Raw genomic sequence first — 14,285 nt, forward strand, 5'->3', positions numbered from 1 at the left:
CCTGCCCGCAAAGGAGAGGTGAGCTTACTATTTGAAGCCAGGTCATGCATACACATTATGATTCAGCGATGACATGGGTAGCGAGGGTACCGATACCCTCGATCGTAACGGAAATCTCATCACCAGGATGAAGCTCCCCTACTCCAACGGGGGTTCCCGTTAGAATTACATCTCCCGGCAAAAGAGTCATAACCGCCGATACTGCCTCAATCAAACGGGGGACAGGAAAAATCATCTGCCGCGTGGAAGCATCCTGCCGTACCTCTCCATTTACCCGAGTGACTATGCGTGCGTCCCGATGATCCAATTTGGCGGCAATCGCAGGTCCAAGCGGACAAAATGTATCAAAGCTTTTCGATCTCGTCCACTGGCCGTCCTTATGCTGGAGGTCTCTTGCGGTTACATCGATGGCGCAGGTATATCCGAGAATAAAGTCCTCCGCTTCCTCTGCTTTTACACGATGGGCCCGCTTTTTGATCACGACAGCCAATTCGGCTTCATAATGAAGCTGATTCGTTAACCGGGGATAAATAATCGGTTCGCCCGGCCCTACAACCGTCGTCGACGGTTTTAGAAACATCAACGGCTCTTCGGGTGTTTCCATTCCCATCTCTTCAGCGTGATCGAAATAATTTACCCCAATGCAAACGACCTTGCTCGGCGTACAAGGGGCCAGCAGGGTTACCTCACTTAGCGGCAGCTCCAAACCGGTCATAATGGGCTTGGCTGACTGGACTTTGTAAATATCGCCCTCGATCACCCTTACCTTTTGCTCCTCTTCCACCATCCAGCCGTGCTTAACCTTGCCATTGCGTTCATACCGGACAATCATCGTTCTCCCCCCGATTTTCGTCTCCACATATTTAATGAAACCCGCTTACGCAAAAAACTAAAACAAATCGTTGATCACTTCGCGAGGTTTGGATGTAATCTCTTCAACCACCGTGCGCTTGACTGCGTCTTCGACCATCGCATCCACGTCCAATTTTTCTTCGAAGCGCTCTGCCATATACGGTTTTGGTCTCGTGACAGGTTTTTTCGGTGTAAAGATCGTGCAGCAGTCCTCAAAAGGCAGAATGGAGAGCTCATACGTATCGATCCTTCTGGAAATGTCCATGATCTCCGATTTATCCATGGCAATCAGAGGACGCAGAATCGGAATGGATACGACATCGTTGATCGTATTCATGCTCTCGAGTGTTTGGGATGCAACCTGCCCCAGGCTTTCCCCTGTTGCCAAGGCCAAAGCGTTGTTGTCATCCGCGATTCGCTCGGAAATCCTCATCATAAAGCGGCGCATAATCGTAATCATGTAGTCTTCAGGGCAGTTTTGCCGGATTGCCGTCTGAATATCGGTAAAAGGGACCACATGCAGCCGAACAGTTCCGCCCCATTTGGTCAGCTTATGGGCCAGATCCCGCACCTTTTCCAGCGAGCGTTCACTGGTAAACGGCGGGCTGTGGAAATGGATCGCCTCCAGCGTAACTCCCCGCTTCATCATCATCCAGCCTGCGACCGGACTGTCGATCCCGCCAGACAGAAGCAGCAGCACTTTGCCGCCGGACCCTACTGGCAAGCCGCCTGGTCCCGGGATGGTTTGGCAGCTAATGTACGTCCCCTCAGCCCGGATTTCGATATTGACGACTGCCTCCGGTTGATGAACGTCTACTTTAATGGCAGGGAGATTGCGCAAGATATGCGTGCCCACCATCCGGCTGACCTCCATCGAAGTTTTCGGAAACCGCTTGTCGGCACGCCGCGTTTCCACGCGAAAGGTCCTTGGCTCCGGCTGGATTTGCCGGATCATCTCCAGCGACTTTTCCTTAATCAGCTCTTCATCCGGCTCTACCTGAACCGTCGGACTGAAGGAAGAGATTCCAAATACCCGCTTCAGGCGTTCCATGACAGCCTGGGAGTCTTCTCCGTGAAGCTCCACATACATACGGCCGTAATTGCGGCGAACCTTAATCTTGTAAAAGGAACGCAATACACTTTTCACGCTGCGCACCAGCGCCTCTTCAAACAAATCGCGATTTTTGCCTTTCAGGGCCAATTCGCCGTATCGAATTAAAATAACATCGTAATTCATTGTCCGCTCCTTTGCATCGTTACACTTTTTCTTTCATATATGAGCGCATGCTGCCGACTTCCCTCACGGCAGCAATGAACTTTTCGACTTCTTCCGCCGTATTCTCTCTTCCCAGGCTTATCCGGATCGCTGATAAAGCCTGCTCTCTGTCCATTCCGGTCGCTGTCAGCACCCTGCTCGGTTCATCTGCTTTGGACGAACAGGCTGATTTCGTAGAGACGAGAAAACCGCGTTCCTCCAGGGCATGGAGTACAACCTCTGCCTTCATTCCGGGAAACGAGACATTGACGATATGCGGGGCACTTCCCTCTGCGGGAGTGTTGATCACGCAGCCAGATATGCTTGAAAGGCCTTCCCGCAAATATCGCGTTAACTCGCTCAATCGATCAGCATCGCGCTTTCCTTCCTCCGCCAACATGCGGATCGCTTTGGCCATGCCGGCAACCGCCGGAAGATTTTCGGTTCCCGACCGGAAACCGCCCTCTTGTCCCCCGCCCATCAGCAGCGGCTGGATGATCAGACCCTCGCGTTTAAAGAGAATCCCTGTCCCACGGGGACCATGAAATTTGTGAGCCGAAATGCTCGCAAGGTCAATGCCCCACTCTTTGACACGGAGCGGAAGCTTTCCAAAGCTTTGCACAGCGTCTACATGAAACAAGGTTTTCGGGAATTGTTTGAGCCATTCTCCAATTTCGGCGATTGGCTGAATCGTCCCGAGCTCATTGTTTACATGCATGACAGACACGAGTATCGTATCGTCTCGAACTGCTTTTTTGACGTCTTCGACGGACACCCGTCCATCGCGATCGACAGGCAGGAAAGTGACGGAAAAACCGAAGCTCTCAAGCTGCTTGCATACATCGTACACTGCAGGATGCTCGATGCTAGTCGTCACAATATGCTTGCCCCTACCCTGATATTGAAACGCCACTCCTTTGATTGCGGCGTTGTTGCTTTCCGTTCCACCAGAAGTGAACAGGATCTCCGACGGTTTGCAACCGAGGTACTGAGCGGCTACCAGACGGGCCTGCTTCAGCACGTTTTCTGCCTCCAACCCTTTTTGATGCAGCGAAGAGGGATTACCAAAGTAAGTTTCCATCGCTCGTTTGACCACCTCAATCACTTGAGGATGCGGTCGGGTCGTGGCGCTGTTATCAAAATAAATCACCAGTCCACACCTTCCTGTTTGGCGATTGCCCAAAGTCTACCTTTCATCATAACACGACTTGTTTCTTTCCACATAGAGAGAAGCTCGCTACTTCTTTACTTTCCCCAGTTTTGGGGGTGGTCAGTACCTGTTTTCGGAAGCTAGCGAGAGGCTGTTAGGGAAAGCATGCATGACTTATGGCAAGATGGACGGCCTGCCTGTTACGATCAATTATTTTTAATCGTCAAGAAACCGTCACAGTTACAAGCGCTTACATTCCCAAAGTGCTCTTTACAGGCGGCTGCCCATTCGTTAAAATAGTCAGTAAATTTAGATAAAAGACAACGAAGAGGAGAGAAATCATCATGACTGCACAAGCAATGCAAGAGAAAATCCGCAAAATGGAAGCCGAATTGAAAAGACTTCAAGCGGAGCTGACAAAAATGAACCATGCGAAGATCGACAAAGCAGAAACAGCCTATCTAAATGAGGTGTACAACGGGTGACAATCCGTATCGTTGATTTCCGTTAGCGTGAAAGGACGCACTGTCTGTGCCGACTTTCACGCATTTTTTGTTTTCACGATCTGGGTACGTTTGCCAATCGAGGAAGCATTTATCCAATGCAAGAAGCTGTTTCCTCCATATACACTGTTGTTACACTATTTTCACAACAAGAGCTCAACATCAAGGAGGAAAGACACCATGTTCAGCACAGCTTGGAAACGCATGACCATCAGCTCGCTCCTGGCGCTCTCACTTCTTCCTGCCGCCAGCGCTTCCGCTCAGACGATCACAGTCAAAGCCGGGGATACCTTGGGGAATATCGCAGCAAGGTACGGTGTTACCGTTGCCCGGGTCAAACAGGTCAATCAACTACAGTCGGACATGCTCTTCGTGGGCCAATCTCTTTACATACCGCCAGTTTCCCCGGTATACACGGTTCAATCCGGCGATGTCCTGTGGAAAATTGCCGGAAAATTCGGTACAACCATTTCCGCTATTGTCGAGGCCAACAAACTGCAAAGCACAGACCTTCTCGTCGGACAAAGGCTTTTGATCCCTGTATCCGGGAATCCATCTGCTCCCCAAACCGGTTCTGTCTACACGGTCGTAAAGGGGGACATGCTGTGGAAGATTGCTGATCGTTTTCAAGTATCCATTCAAGCCATCGTGGATGCCAATCAGTTGAAGACGACCGAGTTGTGGATTGGGCAAAAGCTGGTCATTCCACAGAAACATACTGATACGCCCCCCTCTTCGGCGGGCAGCGAGAGTACATCGGCCACACCCGCCGATAAGACACCTGGTGCAGAGTCGCCTGCCGCCGAGGACAAGCCTTGGGTAACCACGACTTCCTACACGGTTGTCAAAGGGGATACACCGTGGACGGTCTCGATTGCGTACGGGATTCCCCGGGACGAGTTTTTGCGGGTGAACAATCTGTCGGAAAACGATTTCCTGCAAGTCGGGCAAGTCGTAAAAATCCCCGTTCACCATATCCCGGTCACTTCTGCTCCGAGCGCATCCTACGGCGAATATCTGGACTGGTTTGAAGCCGCACAATACCTGTTTCCGATCAATGCTGTCGCCACAGTAACCGATTTTTACACCGGCAAAAGCTTTCAGGTGAAGCGGACCATCGGCGCATTCCACTCGGATACCGAGCCGCTGACGGCAAAAGACGCGGCGATCATCAAAGAGGTATGGGGCGGGACCTATTCCTGGAGCGTCCGTCCGGTACTCGTCGAAGTAAAGGGAAGGAAGCTGGCCGCCTCCATGACTTCTATGCCGCATAGCATGGAATACATAGCGGACAATGATTTCGACGGTCATTTTGACATCCACTTCCCAAACAGCCTTCGCCATAAAGACAATCAGGTCGACCCGGATCATCAGGCAGCGGTAAAAGTAGCGGCGGGTCGGAGCAGGTAGGACTTTGATGCGGAACTGACAAGTCGTCCCAGCATCGTTCCAGCAGAAAAGTCGTACGTACCAACAGGTTCTTCCATTCAAAATCCCGCCCTCGGCTTTTCGCTGAAGGCGGGATTCTTTACTTGGCATGTATCATGTCATTCGCAAATTATTCTGCGCTTCCCACCATCGGAAGCGGTTCTCCATACACACCTTGATACACTTCCGTAGCAGGGCCGGTCATATAGACGCGATTATCGCTCTCCCGCCACTCGATCAGCAAATCTCCGCCAGCCAAGTGAACGGTTACCGTCCGGTCTGTTTTTCCGCTGAGACTCGCGGCAACAGCAGCGGCACATGCCCCGGTCCCGCATGCAAGCGTCACGCCGGAACCGCGTTCCCACACGCGAAACAACAGCTCCTGCCGATTCAGTACCTGAATAAACTCGACATTGGTCCGCTCCGGAAACCACTCATGCCGCTCAATATGCGGCCCATATGCGGTTACATCCTCTTCCTTGAGCTCTTCTACAAACAGGATGGCATGGGGATTGCCCATCGAAACGGCAGTCATGGGAAACGTCCGTCCCTCTACCGTGAGCGGATACTCCACCACCTGTTCATCCGGACTCCCCGTCATCGGAATCGCGGAACGGGCAAAGCGCGGCTCTCCCATATCAATCGTGACCAGCTCCACCCTGCCGTTTGCACCAAGCCGGACACGCGGAGTGACGATGCCCCCCAGTGTCTCCACGGTAAACGACTCCTTGTTGGTCAAACCGTGGTCTACGACGTATTTGCTGACACAGCGCAACCCGTTGCCGCAGTTTTTGGCTTCACTGCCATCATTGTTGAACACTCTCATGCGAAAGTCCGCCACATCGGAAGGCATAATCAAAATCAATCCGTCCCCGCCGATGCCGAAATTTCGATCACTTACCCTCCGGGCCAATTCCGGCAAATCGACTTGCTGGAGGGGCTCCTCAAAACAATTGACATAGACGTAGTCATTTCCCAGCCCATGCATCTTGGTAAATTTCATCGCAGGTTCCTCTCTCGTTTCGTCGTTCTTCTCCCCTCATGTTATCACAGAACATCCTTTCGTGGGACATGGTATACTACCCGTAACCGATACATGTGGAGGGTAGTTCAAATGGATTTTTCCGCACTGAAATACGCTTTGGGCACGAACAACGAAGCGAAGGTAAAGGCGGTTCGGATGGCTACCGGCTCTGAACCGGTGTGCCTATCCGTTTCATCCGGCATATCCGGACAGCCTCTATCCGAGGAAGAAACGATCAAAGGCGCCATCAATCGGGCAAAAGCGGCCCGGCTCGAAGCAGGTGAAGGATTTGTCGGATTGGGATTAGAAGGAGGCCTTACGTTTGACAGTGTCCATACCAACCAATGGTATTTGATCTCCGTATGTGCCGCCTGGAACGGAGAACAGCTTTCGATCGGAAAGGGCCTTGCTTTTCCCATCCCAAGTGCAGCCGTGGATCGTATAAAACGGGAAGGAATCGAACTGTCTGCGGTGATCGACGAGTGGAGCGGCACTGCCGGAAGCAACCACCGTGGGGGCGCTTACGGTTTGCTTACCGAAGGCCGCATTCAAAGAGCCGAGGTTTTTCGTGACGCCGTACTCGCGGCTCTGACTCCATTTTTATCATCCTTCTATAAATAATTCCGTTCATACTGGGAGCGTACATTGCACCCCTGTAAAAAAGAAACACCCCTCCCAAGGGAGAGGCGGTCAAACAGGACTACCGGGCGACATAATAGGGGTACACGATCAAAGCGCCAAGAACAGCTACAACCCCGATAATCATCGCCCACGTCCCGAGAGTACGGGCATCTCGGCGATAAGCAAGGTAACCCAGGACAAAGCCGACTGGCGCGATCAGGTACGGAAGCAAAAAGAGTGACAGGATGGATAGCCCAAGCCCCGTCATTCCAAGTCCGCTCGCGCCGTTTTCAGGGTCTGCCTTGGTTTCGGCAGATCGGCGGGTTCCACGGATCGGCTCCGCAATTTCGGCCGCCGTTTCAGTCTGGTAATCCTTTGCCGAACGCTCGACTGTATAATGGGGGTGTTCAGTTTCCTCCCTCGCTTGGGTCAGGTCGCCATCGAGGTTGGCATTCTGCTGTTCCCCATTGTACCGCTCGGTGCGTGTCAGCGGGTCGTAATCGATGTTCCGCTTGGCATTGTTGCTGTCAGGGTTAAACACAGCACCCATCCAGCTGTCCACAGCAAACTCCGTGTCCCGCTGATCCACCATTTCGGCGGGCCCGTTGTCTGCTTCCTTCCGCTCAGCATTCATACGCTCGTTTTCGTCGTACGCCATGTTAAGCTCAGCCCCTTTTTACAAGGATTGTGGTGAAGGAAGTAGCCTTATTCTCTGCCTTGGGTGTACAATTTAAACTGGAGGCGAGAGGATGAAACCAGAGAGAACCCTAACAATTGGCATTGATATTGATGGAACGGTCACGGAACCTAGCAGTATCGTGCCTATGATGAACGAGAGCTTTGGCAAACATTTGCGGTACGAAGACTGTTTTGTCTACAACCTGGCCGAGGTCTACGGCATTAGTGATGAAGCGTTTGCCGACTGGCTGGACAAGCATGGTGAACGTTTGTACGATGAAGCCCCTGTGCATGGAACGGCTGATCTGATCTTGCGTAGCTGGTTCAACCGCCATCGCCTGATCTACATCAGTGCCCGGGAGGCGCGCCACCGGGAAGTCACGCTCAATTGGTTCTCCCGGTACCGAATTCCTTTTCATGAGCTGGATTTGATCGGTTCTCACGACAAGCTTGCCGCTGCCCAAAGATGGAACGTGGACTTGTTCCTTGAGGACCGTTTGGAAAATGCTCTCCAGTTGTCCGAAGCGCTGGAGATTCCTATCCTGTTGTTTGATACCCCGTACAATCAGGGAACTCTGCCTGAGCTTGTCCACCGCGTTCATTCCTGGGAGCAGGTCGATGCCTTGGTGGAGTCGCTGCCGATCAAACGCCTCCTCGGCTCGCAATCATAGCTAAGCTGAAAGTAGACGTCTGAGCCGCCCCCTTGCCCGAGGGCGACAGGCAAAGGAATTGGAAAAGACGTATCACCAGCCGTGGGATACGTCTTTTTCCTTGCTACGATGGATTTACTTCTTTGCTGTTTTTTTCGGTTTGAAGGTGTGACAACAGGTTTGGGAAGAAGTATCTGCCTTGTCCTTGTGCTCGCTGTCATGGCCGTACTCGCCTGCAAACTCTTCTTTAAAGTTCGCATCCGCGTGCGCGTCGATTTCCACCATGATCATGTCGGCATTACAGTTGTTGCCCTCGCTCCAATACTCACAGTTGGCTACACTGCACTTTACTACTGGCATGTATATTCACCCCCTAGGGGCTATCCTTCACCACATGCCAACCACTTATACTTTCCATATATAGATTGACCTGTTTGCTAAAAAGAACCATCGAAGGGTGAGTATTCATGGATAAACGGCAAGTTGTCGTCATCACCGGCGCTACGGGAGGACTGGGCGGGGCGCTGGCTCGTCTGCATCTCGAACAAGGCGATCAGGTCATTGCCACCGGGCGATCGGAGGCAGGACTGACAGCCCTGCGCGAACAGTTGGGGAACCCGGACAACCTCCGCTGCTATTTGCTCGATGTCACCGACGCCGACGGTTGTGCCAAGCTCGCCGACTGGATCAAACAAAACTACGGAACGTGCGATCTTTTGTACAACAATGCCGGCACAGCCTTGTTTGCACCTTTTGCAGATATGGACCTGCAGCAAATCAAACAGATTGTAGACACCAATATATCGGGCCTGCTTTACATGACCCACGCCCTCTTGCCTCTGATGCTGGCGGCAAACTCCGGACACATCGTCAATATCGGCTCATTGGCGGGACAAGTCGCAACAGCCAAAGCGGCTGTTTACGCCGGCAGCAAGGCAGCCGTCAATCGGTTTAGCGAAGGGCTTCGCCACGAGCTGGCTGACACCGGTATATTCGTCACCAGCGTCCTGCCCGGCCCAATCGACACTCCATTTTTAAATCGGGCCGATCAGTCAGGCGCTTATCGGGGAAAGGTCGCCCGTTATCTGCTCACTCCGGAGGAAACGGCGAAGCTTATTCTCCGCGCTGTCAAACGCAAGCGGGATGAAGCAGCCATGCCCCGCCGCCTACACCTGCTCTCCCTTTTTTATCTCCTCCTGCCGAGCGGGCTGAAGCGTTTGGCCGCTCCCCTCCTGAACCGCAAGTAGCCCGGAAGAATCAAGCCCTCGCAGAAGCGGGAAGGCGAAAAGTCCAATTACGATACAAGCAGCAGACGCAGCTCCGAGAAGCCCCTGCAATCCGAGCAGCGGAATCAGCACACCGGAGATGCCGGCCCCCGCCGGCATCCCCGTTCCGGTAATGGTCCTCACACTCGTCAAGACACGACCCAGCATTTCAGAAGGAATGTTTTTTTGCAAATAGCTGCGATACATGATGTTGTAGGGGGTAAAGCTCAGCCCTGCCAACCCCATGGCGATAATGGCCACATCTGTTCGCGAAAAGAAAGCCAGCGGTAGCGTGGTGATTCCCCACAGGACAATGATCGAGGAGAGCGTGACGCCGGTAGAGATCCTCCAGGTGACCGCTGAGAACAGGACGGAACCGAGCAGCGCTCCTCCTGCCAGCGCCGACCACAGCAGACCGAGCGAAAGCGATCCTCCCTTCAGAAGCTGATCGGCATAAAGCGGCAGGGCAACCTCGACAGGGCCGTACGCCATGTTGAAGAAAAACGTAAACAGAATGAGCCAAACGAGCTGTGACCGTTTAAAAAGAAAGCGGTACCCGGTCAAAATATCGGCTGCAAGCGAGCGAAAAAATTCCCCCGGCTTGCCCGCAGCGCTTTGCTGAGAAGCATCATCCAGCGACTCAGCAGAAATGCGGTAAAAACAAAACGCGCATAGGAACATGGCACATGCATCTACCAAAAGGACCATGCTCTCTCCGATCAAGGCGATCAACATTCCTGCCAGGGCCGGTCCGAACAAACCGGTCATCTGCCACTGGCTTTCCATCAAGCCGTTTGCTCTTACCAACAGATTTTTGTCCGGAACCAGTCGGGGCAGAAGCGCCTGTGCTCCCGAGCTGCTGAGCGGCGAGAGCAGCCCCGCCATGATAATCAAGGCATAAACTGTCCACAGCGGCAGCGAATCCGACTGAAGCACCAGGACAAGCGCTATGTAAATCAAGCCGCGCAAAATGTTGTCCCAAATAATGAGTCTGCGCCGGTTAAAGCGATCCAGCAGCACCCCGACGACGAGACCTGCCGCGACCGATGAAAGCATGAACGCAAGAACGACGCCCCCCATCGCCACAGGCGAGCCCGTCTTTTTCATCACAAACCAGGAGAGGGCCATCCAGCCAAACGAATTTCCCAGCGAGGACAAAAACAATCCCGTCCAGTACCAGCGAAAACCGGAATGATTCCAAAGTTCCTTCACATGCATCTCCTCTTTTTTCCACTTTTTCAACCATTTTAATTTATAATACATACATTTTCAACTAGTATGTTTATTAAAATATATAAATTGATTAATTGGGAACAAAAAACACCTCTTTTGCGCCGATCATGCAAAAAAGGTGTTCCTGATAGGAGAATGTGCAACTGCTATACTGCTTCTTTTTTCTGTTCTTTAAGGCTCCGCGCTGCCAGAAGCCAAATCAGCCCGGCGATCACTCCAAAAATGGCCAAACCTGTGGAAACGAGCGAGCTCCCTGCTTTTTCCGCGCCGTAGCCTACGATCAGACATCCCACCGCAAAGCTCCCCATCGTGAGCATCTCCCTGATCGAAAAGACCCTGGCCAGAAATTCCGCATCCGTCAAGCGCTGCAGACGAGTCACCGCCATGATCGAAGAGCTGAAGGAAGCAAAAGCGCAAAACAGGGTGGCCACCGCAAGCACCAGGATAGGCCCTGAATGGAACATCCCGTAGACGGAAAGGCTCATGGCTACCAAGGCCCAGCCAAGCGCAGTATTGACTCCCTTTTCTCCGGCCCGGTCTGCCCACCTGCTCACGACAACACCGGCCAATACTCCCCCCAGTCCCAGCGGTATATCAAGCAGACCAAAGACGTACAAGCCTTCTTTGCGCTCCTGCAAGATATGGAACATCAGCATGATGTAATACGCGCCGAGCATTCGTTCCGCCATTTGATACAGCAGCACAGACTTGATTTTCGGAACCGTGCGGATATAGTCAATTCCTTCCCGCAGTCTCGTGAAAAAGCCGATGCTCGTTTTCATCTCCGTGCCGCTGAGAGACGGCAGCTTTAACAGGATCAACAGCGAGACGAAATAACAGGCGGCGTCGAGGAGAAAATTAAATCGGTAGGAAAAATAATAGACCAAAAACGCAGCTACTCCCTGACAGACAATAATCAGAAAGGACGTCGTTCCTTGCAACAGCGAATTGGCTTGCAGTCTGTCCTCCTGCTTTACCGACTGGACGATGGCTACCTGCATGGCCGGTTGAAAAAAGGCGCTGCAGACGTTGACCAGAATTAACAGCAAAAAAACGGCCCATAGGTACGCGGGTGTCGTGATCCAGAAAAAGAGGCTGACCAGGACCCCCCGCAAAAAATTCACGATGATCATCACTCTTCGCTTGTCCCAGTTTTCCAGCAGTGCCCCTGAAAACAAGCTCGTGATTACATAGGGCAGCATCCGAAAAACCGTAACGGCCGCAAACGACAGGCCAGAGCCGCTGAGATCCTGCAGCAGACCCACAACCGCGATAAAGGTGAATTCATTTCCGACGATGTGAATGATGTGTGCCGCGTATAGACGGCGAAAGACGGGGTGTTTAAGAATCGATGACATGCTCTACTCTTGTCCTTTCACCGTTTTTTTCCGTATTGTAACACTATTTGTGAAAAAAAGCAGAATCCTCTTGCGCTACCAGTCATTCTGTTGTTACAATACGTTCAATAAAATTTGAACGTTTGAAAAATAACATACGTTCACTTCACATTGAAAGGTGGATTACGTTTGAAACGTTACATGGTCATCGAAAACCCGGAGCAACTGAAAGCAATCAGCGACGCCCTTCGGATGGAGATCATCAACCTGCTGGTCCGGGAAGAACAGACCGGCAAGCAACTGGCTACCCAGCTTTCCCTCTCTCCCTCCAAGGTGCACTATCATCTGAAAGAGCTGGAGCATCACGGCTTCATCGAAGTCGTTCGAACGGAAGAAAAAAACGGGATCGTGCAAAAGTTTTATCGCTCCAAAGCATACGACTTCAAAGTAAGCGACGCCCTCTTGCCGTCCCTCAAAGACGATACCGTGCTGATGCAGGAAACGATGCTGAACCATCTTCGCAGCAGCATAACCCGTCTGTACAATGCTCCGGAAGAGAGCTTCCTGTACTTTGCCGAGGAATCCAAACGGCCGCCGCTTTTTGGCTGCAATGGCGAGATAAAAGGCCCGCGGGATGAAATCAACGCATGGCTGGACAAATACCGCGAGCTCCTGAAGGAATTGGGCGATATTGAGGAAAGACACCTGCGCCGGATTGCCGCGGGGGAAATCGAAGATACGAATGAAGTATTTTATTTCGTCCACGTCGGATTCATGACGAATGAACGCGTTTACGTAGCGGAAGACGAGTCGCTGCCGGACGGCTATGAATTTATCAACGATACGACAGTCGGAAAAATTAGCAGGAGGGCTGACGCCAATGACGATGACGGCAACTCCGTCACCTAATCCGGTTCTCTGGCGCAACAGCCAGTTTCTCCGCCTCTGGATCGGCAATCTGATCTCAGCGTTGGCTGACGGCGCTTTTTTTATCGCCTTGTCCTGGTTTATCGTCGACAAGACCGGATCAGAAGCGGTTCTCGGGACGACACTGATGTGCATGTCCATCCCGCGCCTGCTCTTTATGCTGGTGGGGGGCGTCGCGGCTGACAAGTACAACCGAAAGTGGATCATGTTTGGCTCCATCCTGGCCCGCGGAGTTGTCCTGGGCGCCTTCGGCTTGCTGCTGCTGCAGGAAACCGGTCATTGGCTGCCTTATGCCGCGTATCTCACAGCCTTCCTGTTCGGTACCGTCGACGCTTTCTTCTGGCCTGCGAGAAGCAGCGTCCTGCCTTTTGTCGTCTCCCGCGAGCAGCTTGCTCCCGCCAACAGCCTTATGGAAATCGCACAGCAGATCAGCCTTGTCGGCGGTCCGCTCACGGCAGCGCTCTTGATGCGGTTGACCAGCTATCCCGCGACCTTTCTTGTCATGGCAGCCGCCTTTTTCATCGGTACACTGATCATTTCTACCCTTCGTCTGGAGCCGGCAGAGGAAATTGACACCTCACGCCAAACAAAAGAACCCTCCTTTTTCCGGCAGATTTTTGAAGGAATCCTCTTTGCCAAAACCATCCCGGTGCTGATGATCATCTTCGGAACCTCGCTGGTCGTAAACATGATGTTCTCAGGTCCTGTCAACATGGGGCTGCCGCTCCTCGTCAAGCAATTGGGCTGGGACAGCAATGCTTACAGCTCTCTGAGCACTTCTCTCGGAGTCGGCACGATCATTGGCGGAGTCATTACCGGCGCCTGCAATGGCTTTCGCGGACGCTTTCTGCTGCTTCCGTTCTTCCTCGGTCTGATGGGGGCAGGCATCCTTGCCGTTTCCTTTATGCATGTTCTGCCGTTCGGTCTGTCGATGATGCTGCTTGTGGGAATAACGATGGCGATGACCAACATCCCTTTGATCACCTACATTCAGACCATCGTCCCCGCCCACATGTTGGGCAGAGTCATGTCTTTGCTGACAACGATGTCCATCGGACTCGGTCCGGTCAGCTATGCCCTTTGCTCATTCCTGCTTGAAACAAAGATGTTGGAAGCCGGTACGCTGCTTCTCGTCGGCGGAATTGCTGTCGGCTTGCTCGGGATGAGTCTGATCCTGTTTCGCCACTTTAGGGAGGCGGAGCAGCATCCGCTATGGGCTCAGCAAGGTGCCAAAAAGCAGCAGGAGCAAGAAAAACCGCAAACCACGCTGTCTGTTTGACCGGGGCAAGGGAGGCAGGCGCGTTCGGGGCGTTTGGAGCCTTTGGAGCGTTCAGAGCGTTCAAAGCGTTCGGGGCGTTCAGA

The 14,285-nt window shown here is 52.6% G+C and carries 15 protein-coding genes; 7 read left to right on the plus strand and 8 right to left on the minus strand.

The features are described from left to right. Positions 1 to 55 precede the first annotated feature (55 nt). The 3 genes from NST37_RS17875 to NST37_RS17885 are packed head-to-tail and all read right to left on the minus strand — an operon-like array spanning position 56 to position 3,257. On the minus strand, positions 56 to 832 hold the full coding sequence (locus NST37_RS17875) for a fumarylacetoacetate hydrolase family protein (RefSeq protein ID WP_003389228.1): 777 nt from the start codon (positions 830 to 832) through the stop codon (positions 56 to 58). A 57-nt stretch (positions 833 to 889) separates the two neighbouring features. After that, on the minus strand, positions 890 to 2,089 hold the full coding sequence (gene thiI / locus NST37_RS17880) for a tRNA uracil 4-sulfurtransferase ThiI (protein ID WP_003389226.1): 1,200 nt from the start codon (positions 2,087 to 2,089) through the stop codon (positions 890 to 892). Positions 2,090 to 2,108: 19 nt separating this feature from the next. Then, positions 2,109 to 3,257 carry a cysteine desulfurase family protein gene (locus tag NST37_RS17885; RefSeq protein ID WP_003389225.1) on the minus strand — a complete coding sequence of 383 codons (1,149 nt, stop codon included), beginning with the start codon at positions 3,255 to 3,257 and terminating at the stop codon, positions 2,109 to 2,111. Between the two features lie 344 nt (positions 3,258 to 3,601). Between NST37_RS17885 and NST37_RS17890 the strand changes: the two genes are divergently transcribed. Both NST37_RS17890 and NST37_RS17895 read left to right on the plus strand, forming a co-directional pair. Next, positions 3,602 to 3,742 (plus strand): hypothetical protein, encoded by a 141-nt coding sequence (locus NST37_RS17890; protein ID WP_003389224.1) that lies wholly within the window; start codon positions 3,602 to 3,604, stop codon positions 3,740 to 3,742. A gap of 198 nt (positions 3,743 to 3,940) precedes the next feature. Then, on the plus strand, positions 3,941 to 5,170 hold the full coding sequence (locus NST37_RS17895; RefSeq protein ID WP_339185623.1) for a LysM peptidoglycan-binding domain-containing protein: 1,230 nt from the start codon (positions 3,941 to 3,943) through the stop codon (positions 5,168 to 5,170). A gap of 148 nt (positions 5,171 to 5,318) precedes the next feature. Here NST37_RS17895 and dapF read toward each other — a convergent pair whose 3' ends face one another. Further along, a complete protein-coding gene (dapF, locus tag NST37_RS17900) occupies positions 5,319 to 6,191 on the minus strand; it encodes a diaminopimelate epimerase (RefSeq protein ID WP_031933098.1) in 873 nt (290 codons plus the stop codon). A 111-nt stretch (positions 6,192 to 6,302) separates the two neighbouring features. On the opposite strand from dapF, the gene NST37_RS17905 reads away from it, so the two are divergent. After that, a complete protein-coding gene (locus NST37_RS17905) occupies positions 6,303 to 6,833 on the plus strand; it encodes an inosine/xanthosine triphosphatase (RefSeq protein WP_003389221.1) in 531 nt (176 codons plus the stop codon). Positions 6,834 to 6,912: 79 nt separating this feature from the next. Here the strand turns inward: NST37_RS17905 and NST37_RS17910 are convergent, their stop codons facing one another. Then, positions 6,913 to 7,491: a DUF456 domain-containing protein gene (locus tag NST37_RS17910; RefSeq protein ID WP_024982841.1), complete on the minus strand. Its 579-nt coding sequence runs from the start codon at positions 7,489 to 7,491 to the stop codon at positions 6,913 to 6,915. Positions 7,492 to 7,582: 91 nt separating this feature from the next. Between NST37_RS17910 and NST37_RS17915 the strand changes: the two genes are divergently transcribed. Beyond that, a complete protein-coding gene (locus tag NST37_RS17915; protein WP_024982842.1) occupies positions 7,583 to 8,182 on the plus strand; it encodes a nucleotidase in 600 nt (199 codons plus the stop codon). Between the two features lie 114 nt (positions 8,183 to 8,296). Here the strand turns inward: NST37_RS17915 and NST37_RS17920 are convergent, their stop codons facing one another. Further along, positions 8,297 to 8,521, minus strand: a complete 225-nt coding sequence (locus tag NST37_RS17920) for a DUF1540 domain-containing protein (protein ID WP_003389218.1) — start codon at positions 8,519 to 8,521, stop codon at positions 8,297 to 8,299. A 107-nt stretch (positions 8,522 to 8,628) separates the two neighbouring features. On the opposite strand from NST37_RS17920, the gene NST37_RS17925 reads away from it, so the two are divergent. Next, complete coding sequence (locus NST37_RS17925; RefSeq protein ID WP_003389217.1) at positions 8,629 to 9,408, plus strand: SDR family NAD(P)-dependent oxidoreductase; 780 nt, start codon at positions 8,629 to 8,631, stop codon at positions 9,406 to 9,408. Here NST37_RS17925 and NST37_RS17930 read toward each other — a convergent pair. Both NST37_RS17930 and NST37_RS17935 read right to left on the minus strand, forming a co-directional pair. Continuing rightward, positions 9,328 to 10,689 (minus strand): MFS transporter, encoded by a 1,362-nt coding sequence (locus NST37_RS17930; protein WP_327925900.1) that lies wholly within the window; start codon positions 10,687 to 10,689, stop codon positions 9,328 to 9,330. The genes NST37_RS17925 and NST37_RS17930 overlap by 81 nt on opposite strands. Positions 10,690 to 10,805: 116 nt before the next feature. Next, positions 10,806 to 12,017, minus strand: a complete 1,212-nt coding sequence (locus tag NST37_RS17935) for an MFS transporter (RefSeq protein WP_339185624.1) — start codon at positions 12,015 to 12,017, stop codon at positions 10,806 to 10,808. A gap of 168 nt (positions 12,018 to 12,185) precedes the next feature. On the opposite strand from NST37_RS17935, the gene NST37_RS17940 reads away from it, so the two are divergent. Then, positions 12,186 to 12,905, plus strand: a complete 720-nt coding sequence (locus NST37_RS17940) for a helix-turn-helix domain-containing protein (RefSeq protein WP_024982846.1) — start codon at positions 12,186 to 12,188, stop codon at positions 12,903 to 12,905. Continuing rightward, positions 12,877 to 14,202, plus strand: a complete 1,326-nt coding sequence (locus NST37_RS17945) for an MFS transporter (protein WP_003389210.1) — start codon at positions 12,877 to 12,879, stop codon at positions 14,200 to 14,202. The genes NST37_RS17940 and NST37_RS17945 overlap by 29 nt, the downstream gene beginning before the upstream one ends. Positions 14,203 to 14,285: the final 83 nt, after the last annotated feature.

This window comes from Brevibacillus sp. FSL K6-6036 (assembly GCF_037964015.1).
In the GTDB taxonomy this organism is placed as follows: domain Bacteria; phylum Bacillota; class Bacilli; order Brevibacillales; family Brevibacillaceae; genus Brevibacillus; species Brevibacillus borstelensis.

Excerpts from the sequence above, each read along its gene's own strand:
- NST37_RS17890 (WP_003389224.1), top strand. The coding sequence starts at position 3,602 with ATGACTGCACAAGCAATGCAAGAGAAAATCCGCAAAATGGAAGCCGAA.
- NST37_RS17895 (WP_339185623.1), top strand. The coding sequence starts at position 3,941 with ATGTTCAGCACAGCTTGGAAACGCATGACCATCAGCTCGCTCCTGGCG.
- dapF (WP_031933098.1), bottom strand. The coding sequence starts at position 6,191 with ATGAAATTTACCAAGATGCATGGGCTGGGAAATGACTACGTCTATGTC.
- NST37_RS17930 (WP_327925900.1), bottom strand. The coding sequence starts at position 10,689 with ATGTATTATAAATTAAAATGGTTGAAAAAGTGGAAAAAAGAGGAGATG.
- NST37_RS17915 (WP_024982842.1), top strand. The coding sequence starts at position 7,583 with ATGAAACCAGAGAGAACCCTAACAATTGGCATTGATATTGATGGAACG.
- NST37_RS17925 (WP_003389217.1), top strand. The coding sequence starts at position 8,629 with ATGGATAAACGGCAAGTTGTCGTCATCACCGGCGCTACGGGAGGACTG.
- thiI (WP_003389226.1), bottom strand. The coding sequence starts at position 2,089 with ATGAATTACGATGTTATTTTAATTCGATACGGCGAATTGGCCCTGAAA.
- NST37_RS17905 (WP_003389221.1), top strand. The coding sequence starts at position 6,303 with ATGGATTTTTCCGCACTGAAATACGCTTTGGGCACGAACAACGAAGCG.
- NST37_RS17920 (WP_003389218.1), bottom strand. The coding sequence starts at position 8,521 with ATGCCAGTAGTAAAGTGCAGTGTAGCCAACTGTGAGTATTGGAGCGAG.
- NST37_RS17935 (WP_339185624.1), bottom strand. The coding sequence starts at position 12,017 with ATGTCATCGATTCTTAAACACCCCGTCTTTCGCCGTCTATACGCGGCA.
- NST37_RS17875 (WP_003389228.1), bottom strand. The coding sequence starts at position 832 with ATGATTGTCCGGTATGAACGCAATGGCAAGGTTAAGCACGGCTGGATG.
- NST37_RS17945 (WP_003389210.1), top strand. The coding sequence starts at position 12,877 with ATGACGATGACGGCAACTCCGTCACCTAATCCGGTTCTCTGGCGCAAC.
- NST37_RS17910 (WP_024982841.1), bottom strand. The coding sequence starts at position 7,491 with ATGGCGTACGACGAAAACGAGCGTATGAATGCTGAGCGGAAGGAAGCA.